Genomic DNA, 18,428 nt, shown 5'->3' with positions numbered 1-18,428 from the left:
TTTCCCGTTAGCATACGAGGCGTCCATCTCTTTATTGAAGATATTTGGCTACCCATGCTTCGCAAACTCTCGCTCGCCGTATTGATACCTGCATGTATGCTGGCACTGTATTTAGTGTTAGTAACGGCTGAGTATTTTTATGAGAGTGAGTTGGTGCGTAATGAATTAGCCGATCGCCAAGTCAGCCAGATCAAGCAGCAGTTATTGCGTATGCAAGCCGTGGTGCAATCGGCGCAAGCATTACAAGACATAGAACGGATCGAGCAGGAAGTCTCTCTGGCAACCTTAGATATGAACGTCATGGTTTATATCTTACTGGACGCAAATAGTCGGATCCGCTTTGCAAATCATACCGTTTGGCGTGATAGCAATGCCATCGAGGTTATCGATGGATATGATGTAGTTAAGCATCATGCGGTGGTGCAATCCGGTCAAGCGAGCATTTTGGTGAATCCTGAGCGGTTGTCTATTCAAGCTTATTATCCTGTGGAAGCTCAATATCCCGGCGCTACAGAGCTCGTCTATCTCGAGTCGGATTTAGCGCCTCTGGTTGCGAGGGCTTCAACTGAGCTACAACAACGATTTATGCGTGTCTGGGGGCTCGGTGCGCTGCTGCTAATCGGTTTTACCTTCGTTTTATATTATCTGTTGATCCGCCCATTCAAGATGTTGAGTCAATCGGCCAAACACGTTGGAACTCCCGAGTTTTCAACTCAAGTGCCTTGGAGCGCGTCCGAGGTTTTATCCCTACAGACAAGTCTGCAGCAGGTTCATGAGCGCTTAGCACGAGCCGTTAAACAGCTCAATGACAGTGAGCAACGTTGGTTGTTTGCGGTCGAAGGCTCGCGTAACGGTATTTGGGATTGGGATATTCGGACTGGCGAGGTGTTTTTGTCTGATCGCTGGAAGGAAATGATTGGCTATCAGCCTGACGAACTCGAAGGCGCATTCCAGACTTGGGAGAGCCGTTTGCATCCCGATGATAGACAAAGCGTGCTGGATTGCCTACAGGAATATGTCAGTGGCAAGACAAAAGAATTTGAGAGTGTGCATCGTTTACTGCATCGCGATGGCCATTATGTCTGGGTATTCGACCGTGGCATGTTGGTCGATTGGGATCATCTCGGTCGTCCCACTCGCATGATCGGTATTCATGTGGATGTGTCTGAGAGTGAGCGAAACCATGCCGCTATCGCCGAGTTGGTTAAGCAGTCTGAGTCTGACGATAGAATGCTGCCCGAAGCTTTTATGCAGCAGTTATCTCAATATCTCAGCCAACGACCCAGCGCAGGTCATTGGGGCGCGTTATTGTTACTCAATGTTGAAACTCATGCTGTTAGCGATACGCTCAGCTCCCACGAACTTGATCGCTTGTTGTCGCAACTGAATGCGAGGCTCTCAAGTTATTTTGCTGAAAATATCCTGGTATCCCATATCGAGCTTGGGCGTTTTGCCATTTTGACCAAAGAGTTGGCGGCTGACGCTACGATGGCCGGGCGCAGAGCCTTGGCGTTAGCAACCGAGTTAAGGCACATGACGACGCGTCCATTCCATCAAGGCGAGCAAAGTGTCAGCTTCAATGCCGATATTGGTATTTGTTTATTGGATTCGGTTGAAACCCTCGCTCCCGAAATCGCACTGCGCCGCGCCGAATTGGCGCTGCAACATGCTCATTCGCTCGAGCAGGCCGGTTGTGCCTTCTATCATCCTGATTTAGAACATATTCAAGATCCCGAATTGTCGTTATGCCAGCAATTAAAGCGTGCGATTACAGACAATCAGTTGTCATTGATGTTCCAGCCCGTTGTGGATATGCAAGGGAAGATAGTCGCTGCGGAAGTCTTATCCCGTTGGCATTTAGCCAACGGTGATATTATCCCCGTCGCTAAGTTTATTGGCCTCGCCGAGCGCCATGGTCTGATTGCATCACTCGATTTAAATGTGGCTACGCGCGTTTGCCAGTTGATTAAACAATTTAAACAGCAGGGCATTAGCCTGCCTCGTTTAACTTTGAATATCAGTACTTTATCTTTCTGCCAAGCTGATTTCGTCGAGCAATTAGTTGCCTTAACCCGTCGCTATGAATTGGATGACAATCAGCTGGGGATTGAGTTAACCGAGAGTGCATTACTAACATCAGCCTCCTTTATTCAGCCGAGGATCAGTCTGCTTGCGGAAGCTGGAATTGCGATAACATTAGATAACTTTGGTGCGGGACAAGGCGCCTTGAGTTGCTTGCGTCACTATCCCTTGAATGAGGTGAAGCTCGATTTACATTGTGCCGCTAACTTAACGACGGATACGAGCTGGGGCCAAGCGCTGATTCAGTCGGTACAAGCCTTTAACTTGTCTATCGTGGCCAAAGGTGTCGAGTCACCACAGCAACAACAACTCTTTAGCCAGTTAGGTTGCACCCACTTCCAAGGCTACAATATTGCGCGTGCCTTAAGTGTTAATGACTTTAAACAGCTTGTTTGTCCACGTCCCTTGTTGCGTAGCGTTTAAAAAAGTCGAGCGCGTAATTAAGCGCTTGATTACGGTAGCTATCTTTCTCCATAAAAATCTCATGGGCAGCCCCTGCAATCACCTTTAATTGGCAATTTGAGCTTACCGCCAGATTTTGTGCGGCATTATCGACGATCTTATCTTCACTGGCTTGCAGGATTAGAATAGGCGTACGGATATGTGCTGTGGCCAATACACAGGCATCGGCCGCGTCTAAGGATTCAGTCAACCAGCGGTTAGTGGGTGAGCCTAACTGCAGCTTTGGCGCCGCATCGTACAATTCTCGGTAGGCTTGATAACGACTCTGGCAATGGGTGAGATCATTGCCCTTAAAAGGAGCGGCCTTATAGTTTTGCCCGCTGAGGACATAGTTAGGCTCTCCGCCGTTGAGACTGGCATCGAGTTTACTCGCAAGCCAACGGACAAACCCTTTCGGCATAGGTAACTTAATGCCGTACATGGGGGCTGAAAATGCCGCCGCCGTAAACACATCCGGATGTTGTTTGAGATACAAGGTACCGATAGCGCCGCCCATAGAATGCCCGAGCAAGAATAATGGCGAAGTGGCATGTTTGAGTACAACGGTTTGCATAAACAGGGCAAAATCGTCGATATAGTCGTTGAACCGCCGCACGTGGCCTTGATGGGGATTGGCCGTCATGCGACTCGATAATCCCTGGCCACGGTGATCGATAGCAAATACCGAATAGCCTTGCTGGTACAAATCAAAAACGAGTTCTTGATACTTTAAGTAGGACTCAACCCGGCCACTGCTGATGACTATGCTGGCATGGGCCTTGGGGTGCTTGACCATCATGTAGGCCAAGGTTAATCCATCGGGCGTTTTGAGAGTGTCTTGGACAACGGTTTGCCAGAAGGCTTGCTGTTCAGAAGTATTTAAATCGTGTTCCGTTGAAAAAGCTACCTTGGAAAACTCTTCCCTTGGAAAGTTTTGGGGCGTTTGGCTCATGCTCTGTCGCACATCTCGGGCAAAAAGGTTTGCTAGAGTGTATCAGAGAACTGGGGCGGGCAGGAAAGGGAGCAGGAAAATACCCGCTCCCTTGGGATGAGCTTAAATCGCGGCTTTTTGCGCTTCGATAAAGTCGTTAATTTGCTGCTCCAGCACCGACATAGGCACAGAACCATTTTCTAATACCGCGTCGTGGAAGGCGCGAATATCAAATTTATCACCTAAGGCTTGCTCGGCTTTCGCGCGTAGGCGTTTAATAGTGAGTTCACCAATCTTGTAGGAGAGCGCTTGCCCTGGCCAGGTAATATAACGGTCAATCTCAGTCGTTACATTGTGGAGCGATAACGCCGTGTTGCTCGCCATAAATTCGATGGCTTGTTCTCGGCTCCAACCTTGGGCGTGCATCCCCGTATCGACAACGAGACGAGCGGCGCGCCACATCTCATAGGTTAGACGACCAAAGTTACTGTAAGGGTCTTGATAGAATCCCGCTTCTAAGCCTAAGTATTCGCTATACAATCCCCAACCTTCACCAAAGGCGGAAATATAGCTGTAGCGACGAAAATCGGGCAATGAGCTCAGTTCGGAGTTGAGTGAAATCTGCAGATGATGCCCGGGCACAGCTTCGTGCAGCGTTAGCGCTTCGAGTTCATAGAGCGGACGCTTATCTAAGGCGTAGGTGTTAACCCAGTAGTAACCCGGCTCGTCATCACGATTAGATCCTGAATAACGACCTGAGGTGTATTTAGGAGCGATTTCGGCAGGCACTGGCGCGATACCATAGGGTTTTCGTGGCAATTTACCAAAATATTTAGGCAACATGGCATCGGCTTTTTTGGCAATAAAGGCTGCTTCTTTCAGGAGCTGATCCGCACTAGTAGTATAAAACTGGGGATCGGTTCTTAAGAAATGTAAAAAGTCGGCAAAGCTGCCTTTAAAGCCAACAGACTTAATGACTTGCTCCATTTCCTGGCGGATACGTTTCACTTCTTTTAAACCAAGTTCGTGCACTTCGGCCGAGGTCATATTTAAGGTCGTGTAGTAACGAACGCGGTTCTCATAGAAGGCATCGCCATCGGGTAAGCTGTTGGCGGCAATATTTTCCCGAGTGTTGGGCATATACTCCCGAGTCATAAAATCATAAAAAGCCTGATAGGTCGGGAGCACATTCTGTTCGACCGATGTTCGGCCTTCTTGGGTCAGTTGCGCTTTTTGCGCCTCGGTGAAGTGGCTTGGGTATTGAGTAAAAGGTTTGAAATAACTGCTTTTCTCTACCGGTAAGATGTAAGCACTAATGCTGTTTTCAAATCCCTTAAGCGTGGCTTTAGGCGGTGTAATACCTTCCTTTAAGCCTTGTTTTAACCAATGGGTTTGCTGGGCAAAATAGGTCGGTAGTGCCTTGAGCTTACCTAGGTAGTTTTGGTAATCCTCTAGGGTATTGAACCGCCCTTGCGCAATGGAAGATATATAGGCGTGGAAGCCACTCTCTGCGGTGATCGGCAGGTAGTAATCCTTGTATTTATACAGGTCAACCTCGTTTTGGATTTGATCTTCGAGGATTTGGGCGTTGATTTTATCCTCTTTACTCAGCTTGCTGCGATCCAGTGCTTTCAATTGGGCGAGAATGGCCATTTGTCCCTGATTGAGCTTAGCTAAGGCTTCTGGAGACAGATCTTGCAGTTTACCCGCAGCACTCTTATCCCCCATTCCATAGGCCATTTCAGGGCTGGCACTGAGTTGGAGTTGCCAACTTTGATCCACAATCGCTTGCAGTGCAGGGGCCATAGTCTTGGCCGTGGACTGCGCAACGGCTACCGTTGTTTGTTTGGTGGATTCGATTGGGGGCTGAACCGCGCTACAGGCACTAAGTGCGCAAATCAGTAAGCTTGGGGTAAAGAGTTTATGCATGATTTATCTCGGATATTTTCGTTGTTATTGAACTCATTATGCCTGAGGTTTACCCCAGATTGTTGTACGCATATTAAGCAGAATTGTGACTGAATGTGAATTTAAATCCCGCCCTTAGCTAAGTGCCACCAAAGAATGCGTGTTAAACTTAGGGTCCGCCCTAGACCAAATAACAAAAGCATTGGCTGGGTAGTTCACATAGGGGTTAATTATGATCAATACATCCATTCCATTGGTGGATTTGCATCGTCACTTAGATGGTAACGTGCGAGTGAACACCATTTGGGAACTCGGACACCAACACGGCATTGCTTTACCTGCCGATTCTTTAGAGACTCTCGCGCCATTTGTACAAATTCAGGGGAAAGAAACCAGCTTAGTCGCCTTCTTGAAGAAGCTTGACTGGATGGTGGCAGTGCTAGCTGATTTAGATGCGGTAAAACGTGTCGCCTATGAAAACGTGGCCGATGCGGCGTTATCTGGCCTTGATTATGCGGAGCTGCGTTTTAGTCCATATTACATGGCGATGAACCATAAACTACCGATTGAAGGTGTGGTTGAAGCGGTTATCGACGGGGTGAAAGCGGGCCTGAAAGATTACCAAGTTAAAATCAATCTTATCGGAATTATGTCGCGCTCATTCGGCCAAGCTGCTTGTACTCAGGAGCTCGAAGGCCTGCTCGCCCATAAACAACATTTAGTCGCGATGGATTTAGCCGGCGATGAGCTAGGCTTCCCTGGCGAATTGTTTAACGAGCACTTTAAGCGAGTGCGAGATGCGGGCTTGGCCATTACCGCCCATGCGGGGGAAGCGGCGGGTTCACAAAGTATGTGGCAAGCGATTCAGGAGCTGGGCGCGACACGTATCGGCCATGGGGTGAATGCGATACACGATCCTAAGCTAATGGAATATCTCGCTAAACACCGTATCGGTATCGAATCTTGCCCAACCAGCAACCTGCACACGTCGACCGTGTCTTCCTATGCAGAACATCCCTTCAGAACCTTTATGGATGCCGGTGTGTTGATAAGCCTTAACACCGATGATCCAGGCGTGAGTGCGATTGATATCAAGCACGAATACCGCATTGCCAAGTCTGAACTGGGACTAAGCGATGCTGAGCTGGCTCAGGTGCAACGCAACGGGGTGGAAATGGCGTTTTTATCCGAGAGCGAGCGCAAGGCGCTATATGCGGCTAAAGCTTAAGTAAGCGGCTCTTTTGCCCAATAAAAAAATCCGACATTAGAGTCGGATTTTTTATTGGAGATGCGTCAGTGTTAGATCACACGGGAGAACTGTTGTTGACGCGCTTTTTGACGGTAGTAAAGGTCGAAGCACATACAGATATTGCGGATCAACAGACGGCCAGTGGGGCTGATAGTGATCTTTCTGTCGGTTACGTCGACTAACTTATCGTCGATAAAGGTTTGCAGCAGTTTTAAGTCTTCGGCGAAGTATTCCTCAAACTTAATACCTAGTTTTTCGTCCATTTTTGCCATATCTAAATCGAAGTGGCAGATCAGTTGTTTGATCACGACACGGCGAATTTCGTCGTCACGATTCAGGCTACAGCCTTTCCACAGTGCATGCCCGTCTTTGTCGATGGCTTCGTAGTAAGGACGAATGTCCTTCTGGTTTTGCGCATAACAATCGCCGATTTGGCTGATTGAAGACACACCAAGACCTAGCAGGTCGCATTCTTCTTGGGTGGTATAACCCTGGAAGTTGCGGTGCAGTTTGCCTTCGCGTTGTAACTTAGCCAGCTCATCATCGGGCTTAGCGAAGTGGTCCATGCCGATGTACTGATAACCCGCGCCAGTTAAAGTTTCGATCGTTTGATGCAACATCTCGAGTTTTTGTTTTGGCGAAGGTAAATGTTCATCTTTGATCTTACGCTGCGCGGCAAAACGCGCGGGTAAATGAGCATAGTTGAACACAGATAGACGATCGGGCGACAGGTCTAACACGCGCTGCATGGTGGCGGCGAATGTTTCGGGTGTCTGATGTGGCAGACCGTAAATTAAGTCGATATTGGTTGAGACAAATCCCATGGCCTTGGCTTTGGCCATTAAATCGAAAATAAATTGTTCGTCCTGCTCACGGTTAACCGCGACTTGTACTTCTTTATTGAAGTCCTGTACGCCGATAGAAATGCGGTTAAAGCCCGCTTCTTTTAAGGTATCGAGCATTGAAAGCTCAATCTCACGCGGGTCAACTTCGATAGAGAACTCACCTTCAGCGGCAAAGTTAAAATTAGCCTTGATTAAGTCGGTTAACTTCAGAATTTGCTCAGGATTTAAGAAGGTTGGAGTGCCGCCGCCCCAGTGCATTTGGGTGACTGTGTAGTGCTTAAACAGCGGAGCGCGCTTAATAATTTCGTGGCTCAAATACTCGATGTATTGATCGGCCTTGTGGGCGTGGCGAGTAATAACTTTATTACAGCCACAGTAGTAGCAAAGTTTGGCGCAGAAGGGGATGTGAATATACAGCGACAGTTTGTCACTCTTACTGTTTTCAATCGCCGTTAACAGGTTTTGTTCAGTGAATGAATCATCGAACTCCAGCGCCGTTGGGTAAGAGGTGTAACGGGGACCGCTGTAGTTATATTTTTCGATCATCGACTGATCCCAGCTTATCTGAGTGGGCTGCTTCAAGGCGTGTCCTCCGAGGGTAAATTAGCAACAAGCGAAGTATGCAAGGTTCTTAGCCAAATAACCTTGATCTAGGTTGTAAAAATGATGTCTGTCCTTTTAGAAGTTACGCAATATCTATGAAAAAGGAGCCAATGTCTGTTGTTTTTTGGAGGTTTTGTGCACAGGCTCACGTGAAGCCGTACTCTGTGTGGGAAAAGAAATGCGGGAGCGATTGGGCCTCAAAGCCAAGGTTTTGGCCTTGAGGTTAATGTCGTCAGCTTAATGTGGGGCTTTTAACTGATAATTTGAGAGCTTTTTGGCATCGGCAGTAATACCCTCGGCCAGTTCAGCTTCAGATTTCATGCGGACAAAATCGAGCTTCATCCGCTCTTGCTTTGGCAGGGCTTGGCGAGCTTCCATAATCGGGTGATCTTTAATCAGCTCAAAGTGTTGGAAGAATGCCGGGAATTCAGGTGCCACGCGCTCACTTAAGGATAAAATTTCAAATAAACGGCCAATCCTCACTACGCCTTCAGATATTTCGCAGCGGTCATCGATCATGGCTGTGGCGATATAACGAATATCTTCCAGTACTTGGGCGCGCTTCGCGTTAGCCGCCGCTTCACGCTCGGCTGTGAGCGCCTGTTGGCGTTGTTTCTGTTGCTTGAGCTTGAGGAGTAAGAAAGTGGCGTAACTACTGAGGGCAACAATGATGATAAAACCAAGCAGGATAAGAGTGGTAGACACGTAAACTCCTTGTTTAGACTGCATAAAAACAAAGGCTGAGCACTTTGTTTTTATGCATATTCTAAGATTTAAAACTTATCTTGATAATCTTTTAGCAGGTCGGCACCCGATTCAAAGCGATCGAACAGGTCATCATCTGAATCGGCTTTAGATTTTGCTGGCGCTTCATCTTCTAACTCATCGCTGATACCCAGTTTAATCATCAGGGCTTCAATCTTGTTCAGCTGCTGATCTAACCACTGTTGGTCGTCATTGCTTAAGTTACGGCCTTCTTCCAGCATATCGAGCAACTGGTTCAGTCTTGGATCTTCTTCCAGCTTCAGCAGTTTTTGCTCGTCGGTTAACTTGGGTTGCTTAACCTTTGGCGTAGCTGGCTTTTCTGTTGCAGTTGGTAAAGCCAATGCCACAGGCTTTTTGCTGCCATGGCGAGGATCTTTCTTCTGTGCAGCCTTTTTCTGTGGTGCTTGAGCCTGGATCAGCGCCTCATTATGACGGCTGCCAGACTTGTTGCCCTTTTCGGCGCGCTTGCCAGTGACTTCTGCACGATCCTGCTTTTTCACTCTTGGCTGTAATTTAGGGCTATTCTCGCCGCCCTTGCGTGTTTTCTTGCTACGAGACATGATTTTCTCAATTGTTTACAACGTGTGGCCTAGCCGATACGGGATCGACTCGGTACTAAATTCGGTCGGCTGTTATACCAGATTATGATGTTTTTTGCATCAAAACGAGGTCTTTCGCGGCAAATAATAGTTCAAAATCGCTATTACTCGCTAGGTATTCAAAGGTTTGTCTTTGGTAAAAACTCACGTGAGTGAGATTGTTTTTATAATGCCATTTAGCAAAGCCTTCTAAATCAATTAATAAGGGTGTGCTAATCGCTAACCAGCCACCCGATTTGAGTAAACGGGTCAGTAAACTCCATTCTCTACTGGGGTGCTGAAAATGCTCAAAGACTCGGTAGCAACAAATAAAATCATATTCTTGCTTAAGCGTTTCGTGGTCGGGCGCGAAGAAAGGATCATACTGCTTGAAAGTGTGTCCCGCCGATTCAATGGTCGCCAGACTGGTTTGATCTAACACGCGTCCAAAATTTAAGCCCGTGAGGCTCCCTTTCTGCTGCAATTGTATTTGTGTCAGTAGCGGTAGAATAAATTGCGAGAGTTGGCGCTGTTTGGCGGCAATTCGCGAACGACCATAACGCTGTTTTTCTGCCGCGGGAGGAAGATGGCTATTTGCGTCGGCAAAGGTGAGTCCGCATGTCTGGCAAACATAAAAACACCGTTTCTTGTCCTGAAGGAGCAACAGTGTTTGCGTGCTATGACAAAGGGAACATCTGCGCATTGAGTCAACTAGAAAAGTATTAAGGTCTTGATTGTAACAATTATATTGCGGAAGTGCACTTTCGGTGCTGGATGTATGCTGGTGGAGAATCACAAAGAAAAAAGGCGGCAGTTAAACTGCCGCCTTACAAACGGTGCATTTTGCACCCTATTCTGATTCCAAGTATCCTTACTTGCTATGCGACTTTCCCGGTCGGTATCCTTCTTTTTTTTACTGCTTTCCCTGCATCATTTTAGTTATCGGTCTTCCAGACACTTAATTAGTTTCTGTTGCCATCCAGACCACAGTTTCCGTAGATGGTCTCAAGACACATCTTTATTACAGCGTCATCAATGACGTTAAGTTAACCATCCATGTTGCTTGAAGTACCTTCCAGTGATAACAAGCTTCCAGCCAGTGCATCCAAAGCTATTAGCTTCCTTTGCTACAGTTTGAATCATTCAAACTGTGTCCTGATGGGGCAAGTTACCCTGAGTGTAAGGCGATTTGCTTATCGCAAATTGGCGTTATCGGCCATCCCTTACAAAAATGTACTGACCGGGATTTCAAGGCGAAATCACTGCTCTTATTATTATTAGAGAGTGGTCTTAGTTATATTATTGTTATTGAGAGTCTTTATTCTTATATCTTGAATGTTAATTATACCGAAATCTGCAAGTTATTATTAATTTATTTGTACAAACAGATGGGTTTATCTCGGTACGGGGCTTATTAAACCCAAATCTGTGATCTATGTCAAGCATGAATGTTTATCAGTTTACGTTAACGTAAACTTTGTGATAATAAAAAAGGGTGACAGTGCACCCTTTTTTATCGCTAAAACCTATTTCAGGCTAGCAATGTACTTAGATAATGCTTCGATATCACTGTCGCTTAACTTTTTCGCGACATCTTGCATCATGCCGTTGAGGTCGTTGTGGCGACCTGCATCACGGAACTTAGTCAGTTGGATCTTGATGTAGTTAGCGTGTTGACCGGCTAATGCAGGGAAACCTGCTGATTCAGCACCTTTAGCATCTGGACCATGACATGCCATACAAGCTGTGATGCCGCGTGATACATCGCCACCTTTGTAAAGTTTTGCACCTAGCTCAGGAACATCTTTCGCTTCAGCAACTTGGATTGCTTGGCTAGAGAAATAAGCGCTGATATCAAGAATATCTTGATCGCTTAGAGGCATTGCCATACCACTCATGATAGGATCCATACGACCATCTTTACCGCCAGATTGCGCCGCACTACGGAAATCATGTAGTTGCTTTTGGAGGTATGTGGCGTGTTGGCCCGCAAGCTTAGGGTACATATCGATCATACTGTTACCGTCCATGCCGTGACAGGCAGAACAAACGATAACTTTAGTTTTTCCCGCTTCAGCATTACCTTCAGCAATCGCAGGTGAAGATATGGCGGCAACTACAACAGACAGCGCAAGAGCTAACTTTTTCATGGCGTTCCAACTTCTGGTTAAGATTATTATCCTGAGCTTACTAGGGTGACCCGCAAGCGTGGTAAAATATGTTTAATGTGATCGGGGTAATATTTTACACGAAAACGTGGAAAAGTAAGCAATTCTTCATAAATTATGGTATTGCGCAGTAAATATATTGGAGTAAATAGTGACTGAATCTCATATAGATTTTCGCAGGGCGAAGTTTTTAATCAGTGCACCTGACATTGCACATTTGGATCAATATCTGCCCGGCGACGTTGGTGTTGAGATTGCTTTTGCTGGTCGTTCCAATGCCGGAAAATCGAGTGCGCTCAATGCATTAACTGAGCAGAAAAACTTAGCGCGTACCAGTAAAACGCCGGGCCGCACTCAGCTGATTAACGTATTTGAACTCGATGCGCAGCGCCGATTAGTCGATTTACCGGGTTATGGCTTTGCCCAAGTGCCTTTAGCCATGAAATTAAAGTGGCAACAATCCCTCGGCGAATATTTGCAGAAGCGTGCGTGCTTAAGTGGCGTTGTGGTATTGATGGATATTCGTCATCCGTTGAAAGATTTGGATATGCAGATGATCGAATGGGCGGTTGCGAGTGAAATTCCAGTACTCGCATTACTGACTAAGTCCGATAAATTGGCGCAAAGCGCGAAGATGAAAACCGTGAACGAAGTGCGTAAAGCGCTGGTTGAATTTGGTGATTGGGTACAGGTTGAGCCTTTTTCTGCGCTCAAAGGCACGGGCAAACCTAAAGTGCTGAGTATTCTAAATGAATGGTGTCATCCGCAATGGTTGGCCGATGAGTTAGAAAACCAAGACGACGCCGAGTAAGTCTTTTGCTTTATGGTCGGATGCCTTGAGTGCATTCGGCCATTTCTTTCTGCAATATCCCCTTATAAAACATCTATTTCACCCCGTAAATTTGGGGCAAAAAAATAGCCGATAACATTAGTCACCGGCCAAAATTTTAGCTCTTTTGGGGAGAAGCTAAATTCAACAAGACTCAAGCACCATCAAATTACCTTCAATGGTTCTCAATGAAGACAGCATACATCGAATTTACCTTTTATTAAAGTAAATACTCTAAAATTTACTCGCCTTTGTTGAAATCATCCCAACGCCGAAAAAAGAGCAAAAAAAAGCCCCAGCAAACAAGTTGCTGGGGCGCCAGAATTTGGCTCGTCACTATAAGTGAAATAAAGGTCTGAAAGATAGAACATCTTAACCTCTGTACCCTACGCAGAGAATAATACGCTATTTATCTCTAAATGGAAAACAGTTTTTTTGAAAAAGTGATAATTGTGTGCGGTAGATCTCAAGTTTTAGGTGAAAAAACCAGCGGTGTTTGATCTGATATTTTCACAAAAGACATTTAAACCACTGATTTCGCTAAATTGACCGTATTTTTAGTACAGAACTGATCAATTATTCAGATTTAATGTTTTTACTCTATTTTGGTGATTGTTCTTGGTTGTATCCATCAGCGAACGATTGTTTAGGCTTGTATGGAGTGTCACGCGGATAGCTGGTTGTGCTTATAGCGGTGTTGAAGCTGCGAGAATTGAGGAGGGATGCATTAGTGACGGGGTGCATTGTACGGTGAGTCAAATGCTGCTTCCCGCTCTTGAGGGGGTTTAGCCATCAGGGTATTCGCCTGAGTAAACAACCTTTCCTCATCTTGTTCTCTGCAGCGTTGATTTTTGCGACACCTAAGAGTTGCACCAAATATAAAGGCCCATCCTGTAAAGAATGAGCCTTAGTACGAGTCAGCAACGAGTGTTAGAAGTTAAAGTCTAGCGTTTGAATGCTAGTGGGCTTGGTCCCAGTTATCGCCAATACCAGCTTCTGCCAGAAGTTCCACATCCAGATTGGCTGCTTTTGCCATAAGTTCACACACCTTGAGCTTGAGTGTTTCGGCTTTATCGGCATCGACTTCGAATACTAATTCGTCGTGGACTTGCATGATCATGGCGATTTCACCTTGGGTATCGGTTTTTATCCAATCGGCAATGCTGATCATGGCTTTTTTAATGATATCCGCGGCGGTGCCTTGCATTGGGGCGTTAATCGCGGCTCTTTCTGCTGCTTGGCGGCGCATTGCATTGCGGTCGCGAATTTCGGGTAAATACAGGCGGCGCCCAAATAACGTAGAGACATAGCCAAGTTCTGCTGCACTGGCTCGTGTTTCTTCCATATACCTTAATACGCCTGGATAGCGAGCGAAGTAAGTGTCGATGTAAGTTTGTGCCTCGTTGCGGGGAATGTCGAGCTGACGCGCCAATCCAAAGGCGGACATGCCATAGATAAGGCCAAAGTTAACGGCTTTGGCGCGGCGACGCTGCTCCGAGGTGACGCTGTCAAAGTCGGTGCCAAATACTTCGGCGGCGGTGGCTCTGTGAATGTCTTTACCTTCAGCGAAGGCTTTGAGTAAGCCCGCATCTTGGGATAAATGCGCCATGATGCGTAATTCAATCTGCGAATAGTCGGCGGCCAAAATCTTACGTCCTTGAGGCGCAATAAAGGCTTGGCGAATACGACGACCTTCCTCGGTGCGGATAGGAATATTCTGTAGGTTGGGTTCGCTCGAGGACAAACGCCCCGTTGCGGCGTTGGCCTGATGGTAGCTTGTGTGTACCCGACCCGTTTTCGCGTTCACCATTAGAGGGAGCTTGTCGGTGTAAGTACTCTTTAGCTTGGTTAGGCTTCTATGCTCAAGGATCACTTTAGGCAGAGGGAAATCCAATGCCAACTCAACCAGTACTTCTTCCGCGGTAGAGGGGGCGCCCTTAGGGGTTTTTTTGATGACCGGATAACCCAGCTTTTCAAAAAACAGCACTTGTAGTTGTTTTGGTGAGCTTAAATTGAATTTTTCACCTGCAATATCATAAGCTTTTGTTTCTAACTCATCGATTTTGCGGGCAAGCTCATCACTTTGTTGGCCGAGCAACATGCTATCGATAAACACACCTTGGCGTTCAATATCGGACAGTATTTGGATCAGCGGCAGTTCAATATCGGTAAAGACCGAGGCTAATTCGGTCTCTTTTTCGAGTCTTGGCCACAAATGTTGATGTAGACGTAGGGTAATATCGGCATCTTCCGCTGCATAGGGCGCTGCTGTTTCCAACGGAATTTGGTTAAAGGTCAGCTGTTTAGCACCTTTACCCGCGATATCTTCAAAGGCGATATTTTTATGGCCTAGGTATTTAAGCGCCAACCCATCCATATCATGGCGTGAGGCGACCGAGTTAAACACATAGGATTCGAGCATAGTGTCGAATACCACTCCTTGGAGTTGTATGCCTGCATTGGCCAATACGCTGATGTCATATTTCAGGTTTTGACCGACTTTTTTGAGCTTGGCGTCTTCGAGTATCGGGCGCAGTTTTTCGAGAGCGGTTTGCTTGTCTAATTGTTGAGGCGCGCCAACATAATCGTGGGCTAAGGGCAGGTAGGCGGCTTTACCCGCTTCAACAGCAAAGGACAGGCCAACCAATTCCGCAACCATATAGTCGAGGCTGGTGGTCTCGGTATCTACGGCCATTAATGGCGCTTGCTTGAGTTTGGCAATCCACTCATCGAGCTGAGCTTCGGTCAGAATCGTATCGTATTGAGTTTCAATCGTGACGCTGGGCGTTGATTCTTCTTGGGTTTCGGTCGTTTCGACTTTTGCTGCGACCGTCGTCGGCGCCTTATTGTCTAAGACTTCGGCAAGCCAGCGCTTAAATTCCATTTCGCCATAGCATTTGATCAGCTCATCCCTGTCAGCGGGTTTGGCTTCGAGTTCATGCCAATCTTGTTCGAGCTCGACATCGGTTTTAATGGTAGCAAGCTCATAGGACAGTTTTAGCATGTCGGCATTGTCGATTATTTTCGCCGCCATGGTTTTTGCGCCCCTAAAGCCTAATTCGGTGACTTTTTCGGGCTCTGCAAGCAAATTGGCGACACTACCCGCCCCTGTGAGCATAGCTAATGCGGTTTTTTCGCCTACGCCGGGTAAACCGGGAATGTTATCTGCCTTGTCGCCCATCAACGCCAAGAAATCGATAATTCTGTCTGGGCCAACACCATATTTAGCCGCAACCTCTTCAGGACCCATGATGGTATCTGTCATGGTGTTGATCAGCGTGATATTTTCATCAACCAGCTGCGCCATGTCTTTATCACCAGTGCTGATGAGTACAGCGCGGTTTTCGCGGCTCGCTTGGCGAGCGATTGTGCCGATAACATCGTCCGCCTCAACACCAGGAATAGAGATTAAGGGCAGGCCTAAGGCACGGATAATACGGTGTAGTGGTTCAATTTGTGAGCGCAGGTCATCCGGCATAGGCGGGCGATGTGCCTTGTATTCTTCATATAAGTCATTGCGGAAGGTTTTGCCTTTAGCGTCGAACACCACAGCGATATGGCTAGGTTGATAACGGCTTAATAAACTGCGGAGCATATTCACTACGCCATAAACAGCACCAGTAGCTTCGCCCTTTGAGTTTGTCAGGTGAGGAGGCGCATAATAGGCGCGATATAAATAAGAAGATCCATCCACAAGGACAAGTGGGTTATTGGCTATGGTAGGCATAAGTAATTTTCGTTTATCGATGACTTAGATGGCGGTAAGCATGCCACAGATACGGTATTTCAGCCACGGCAAATTGACTCTCAGCCTGTGGATAACTCTGTGAGTGAAAAAGTCAACTGTGAATAATGGCGATGTTTACGGCTTGGTGCGATATTTTTAAGTTGTTGATTTTTATATTTTTAAAATATTTGTGTGAGTTCAATACTGTTTCTTGAAAAATCTTCCTGATTTGTGGATTTTTTCTTGACTCCGTAAAATACCTAAAGGCTGCGTTAATTTTCACCAACCCTTAGATTCGACGAACTAAGTTAGCATGATTTTTAAGCAGATCAACCATTTTGTTTACAGTTTGTTAAAACCAAATGACATAAGAAGGATATTTATAATGAAAAAAATCGCAGTATTGCTCAGTGGGTGCGGTGTTTTCGATGGAACAGAGATCCATGAATCGGTTTTAACGTTATTATCTCTGTCGAAAGCGGGTGCTCAATATCAATGTTTTGCTCCTGATATCAATCAGATGCATGTTGTTAATCACTTCACGGGCGAAGTAGACAAGACGGCGACACGAAATGTGCTAGTTGAATCGGCACGTATCGCCCGTGGCGAAGTAAAAGCAACCACCGAACTCGATATTACCGATTTCGATGCACTGATTATCCCTGGCGGATTTGGGGCGGCGAAAAATCTGTGTAACTTCGCCACTAATGGCAGTGAGTGTGAAGTGAATCCACTCGTTACTGATTTTATTAATGAATTTATTCTAGCGAAAAAGCCTGTCGGCTTTATTTGTATCGCGCCAATGATGATCCCGCGTTTATATGGACACGGCGCTAAGGGCACTATCGGTAATGATGTGGATACGGTAGCAGCCTTTAATCTGATGGGCGGCCATCATCAGGCGGCGACTGTGCATGATATCGTGGTGGATGAAGCGAATAAGATTGTCAGCACGCCCGCTTATATGCTGGCGGGGAACATTGCCGAGGCGCACTCTGGCATCGAGAAGCTGGTTGCCAAAGTATTAGAGTTGGCCAAGTAACGGCACCTAAATGCAGCAGGGTAAGCCTTTGGGCTTACCCTGCTTTTTAATCGAGCATGGAAGCAATCGCGGTGAATTAGCGAGTGGCTTTACTGCGACTATCGAACCAGCCTTGGGCGAGACCTATCAGTAATCCGCCAATATGGGCGCCATTTGCCACTGACACGCCTAAGAAATCCGTAAAGCCTAACACCAGCCAAATCAACATAAATCCCATGTAGGAGGGCGGTAAACCTATTCCTGCTGCGGGTTTACGGATCCCCATGACCCAAGTGTAACCGGCGACGGCATACACTACGCCCGACAGCCCGCCAAAGTTGGGGCCGCTAACATAGTATTGGACGACATTGGGTAAAGTACCGGCGACCAGTAGCAGGATTAACAGCGGGGCTGTACCTATGCGAGTCTCGATTTTTCCACCCAAATACCACCACCAGAGTAAGTTGAAGATGATATGCATGGCCGAAAAGTGCATCAGGCTTGGGGTAAACACGCGCCAGAATTGACTAACACTGGTGTCAGGCACCGCACCGAAATAGGAGAGCGTTTCATAAACCGGGCCGCCGAAGCCTAAATTCATCGCGGCATAAATCAGTACACAGAGGCCAAAGATGATAAGAGTAACTGGGCCTGCGCCTGTGATAAATTGCGCAAAAAGCTGTAAAGAAGGGGCGCCATAGTCGAGCTTAGTATGAGTATCACCATGCTCCCACGAGGCTTGTAAGTATTTGTTATCGTAAGGATGTGCGATAAAATGGGCGAATTCTTTACGGGCTTGCTCGGCATCTTGATCGCGGATAACCAGAATAGCGACTCCCTGCGGCAATGGCTGAATCTGGCAGTCTATCTGTTCACCTTTAAGGTAATCGACAAAGGCCTGCGCGGCTCTGCTGTTGGGGAGTCTGCCAATCTCTATCATGCATTGGCCTCATGCCAAGCGCTAAAGCCACCATCTAGGCTATAGACATCATCAAAGCCTTGCTCACACAGGTATTGCGCGGCATTTTGGCTGCTGATGCCATGGTAGCAAACCACCACTAAAGGACTGTCCATATCCGCTTGGCCAATAAAGTGCGCCAGATTCTCGTTATTCAAATTAAATGCGCCATCAATGTGGCCGTTGTTAAAGCTGTGACCATCGCGAATATCGACGATTTGCACTGGCTTTGACTCGGTCATTTGCACTAATTGATTAACGCTAAGGTGTTTAAAGGAAGACATAATAAAACCTGAAATAACTGAAAAGGGATGAGCGATGGG

The 18,428-nt window shown here is 46.8% G+C and carries 14 protein-coding genes; 4 read left to right on the top strand and 10 right to left on the bottom strand.

The genetic code is table 11. The annotated features are described in order from the left end of the window. Positions 1-54: 54 nt before the first annotated feature. On the top strand, positions 55-2,505 hold the full coding sequence (locus CF168_RS20785; protein ID WP_089068863.1) for an EAL domain-containing protein: 2,451 nt from the start codon (positions 55-57) through the stop codon (positions 2,503-2,505). Here the strand turns inward: CF168_RS20785 and CF168_RS20780 are convergent. Both CF168_RS20780 and CF168_RS20775 read right to left on the bottom strand, forming a co-directional pair. Beyond that, positions 2,462-3,475: an alpha/beta fold hydrolase gene (locus CF168_RS20780; RefSeq protein WP_089068862.1), complete on the bottom strand. Its 1,014-nt coding sequence runs from the start codon at positions 3,473-3,475 to the stop codon at positions 2,462-2,464. The two genes, CF168_RS20785 and CF168_RS20780, sit on opposite strands and share 44 nt — an antisense overlap. A 102-nt stretch (positions 3,476-3,577) precedes the next feature. Then, the gene (locus tag CF168_RS20775; RefSeq protein ID WP_089068861.1) at positions 3,578-5,383 is read right to left on the bottom strand and encodes a DUF885 domain-containing protein; all 1,806 of its coding nucleotides are present in this window, start codon (positions 5,381-5,383) and stop codon (positions 3,578-3,580) included. A 211-nt stretch (positions 5,384-5,594) separates the two neighbouring features. On the opposite strand from CF168_RS20775, the gene add reads away from it, so the two are divergent. Continuing rightward, positions 5,595-6,590 (top strand): adenosine deaminase, encoded by a 996-nt coding sequence (gene add, locus CF168_RS20770; protein ID WP_011718822.1) that lies wholly within the window; start codon positions 5,595-5,597, stop codon positions 6,588-6,590. A gap of 71 nt (positions 6,591-6,661) precedes the next feature. Here add and hemN read toward each other — a convergent pair whose 3' ends face one another. From hemN to CF168_RS20740, 5 genes are all read right to left on the bottom strand, one after another. Beyond that, entirely contained in the window at positions 6,662-8,002 is a 1,341-nt protein-coding gene (gene hemN, locus CF168_RS20765; RefSeq protein WP_011718821.1) for an oxygen-independent coproporphyrinogen III oxidase, read from the bottom strand. 294 nt (positions 8,003-8,296) lie between these two features. Then, a complete protein-coding gene (locus CF168_RS20760) occupies positions 8,297-8,764 on the bottom strand; it encodes a DUF2489 domain-containing protein (RefSeq protein WP_011624631.1) in 468 nt (155 codons plus the stop codon). Between the two features lie 68 nt (positions 8,765-8,832). After that, positions 8,833-9,384, bottom strand: a complete 552-nt coding sequence (gene yihI, locus CF168_RS20755) for a Der GTPase-activating protein YihI (RefSeq protein WP_089068860.1) — start codon at positions 9,382-9,384, stop codon at positions 8,833-8,835. Positions 9,385-9,466: 82 nt separating this feature from the next. Then, positions 9,467-10,105: a class I SAM-dependent methyltransferase gene (locus tag CF168_RS20750; RefSeq protein WP_011718819.1), complete on the bottom strand. Its 639-nt coding sequence runs from the start codon at positions 10,103-10,105 to the stop codon at positions 9,467-9,469. Positions 10,106-10,928: 823 nt separating this feature from the next. Next, complete coding sequence (locus CF168_RS20740; RefSeq protein WP_011624628.1) at positions 10,929-11,552, bottom strand: c-type cytochrome; 624 nt, start codon at positions 11,550-11,552, stop codon at positions 10,929-10,931. A 169-nt stretch (positions 11,553-11,721) separates the two neighbouring features. Here CF168_RS20740 and yihA point away from each other — a divergent pair, with 169 nt between their 5' ends. Next, the gene (gene yihA / locus CF168_RS20735) at positions 11,722-12,381 is read left to right on the top strand and encodes a ribosome biogenesis GTP-binding protein YihA/YsxC (protein WP_011624627.1); all 660 of its coding nucleotides are present in this window, start codon (positions 11,722-11,724) and stop codon (positions 12,379-12,381) included. A 976-nt stretch (positions 12,382-13,357) separates the two neighbouring features. Here the strand turns inward: yihA and polA are convergent. Beyond that, positions 13,358-16,126: a DNA polymerase I gene (gene polA, locus CF168_RS20730; protein WP_089068859.1), complete on the bottom strand. Its 2,769-nt coding sequence runs from the start codon at positions 16,124-16,126 to the stop codon at positions 13,358-13,360. Between the two features lie 385 nt (positions 16,127-16,511). Here polA and elbB point away from each other — a divergent pair, with 385 nt between their 5' ends. Then, positions 16,512-17,168: an isoprenoid biosynthesis glyoxalase ElbB gene (gene elbB / locus CF168_RS20725; RefSeq protein WP_089068858.1), complete on the top strand. Its 657-nt coding sequence runs from the start codon at positions 16,512-16,514 to the stop codon at positions 17,166-17,168. 76 nt (positions 17,169-17,244) lie between these two features. Here elbB and glpG read toward each other — a convergent pair whose 3' ends face one another. Both glpG and glpE read right to left on the bottom strand, forming a co-directional pair. Further along, complete coding sequence (glpG, locus tag CF168_RS20720; protein WP_089068857.1) at positions 17,245-18,087, bottom strand: rhomboid family intramembrane serine protease GlpG; 843 nt, start codon at positions 18,085-18,087, stop codon at positions 17,245-17,247. Next, entirely contained in the window at positions 18,084-18,389 is a 306-nt protein-coding gene (glpE, locus tag CF168_RS20715) for a thiosulfate sulfurtransferase GlpE (protein ID WP_011718813.1), read from the bottom strand. The genes glpG and glpE overlap by 4 nt, the downstream gene beginning before the upstream one ends. Positions 18,390-18,428: the final 39 nt, after the last annotated feature.

The organism is Shewanella bicestrii, assembly GCF_002216875.1.
Classification (GTDB): Bacteria; Pseudomonadota; Gammaproteobacteria; order Enterobacterales; family Shewanellaceae; genus Shewanella; species Shewanella seohaensis.
The sequence above is the reverse complement of the archived record's forward strand: the minus strand, read 5'-3'. Positions and strand labels throughout refer to the sequence as shown.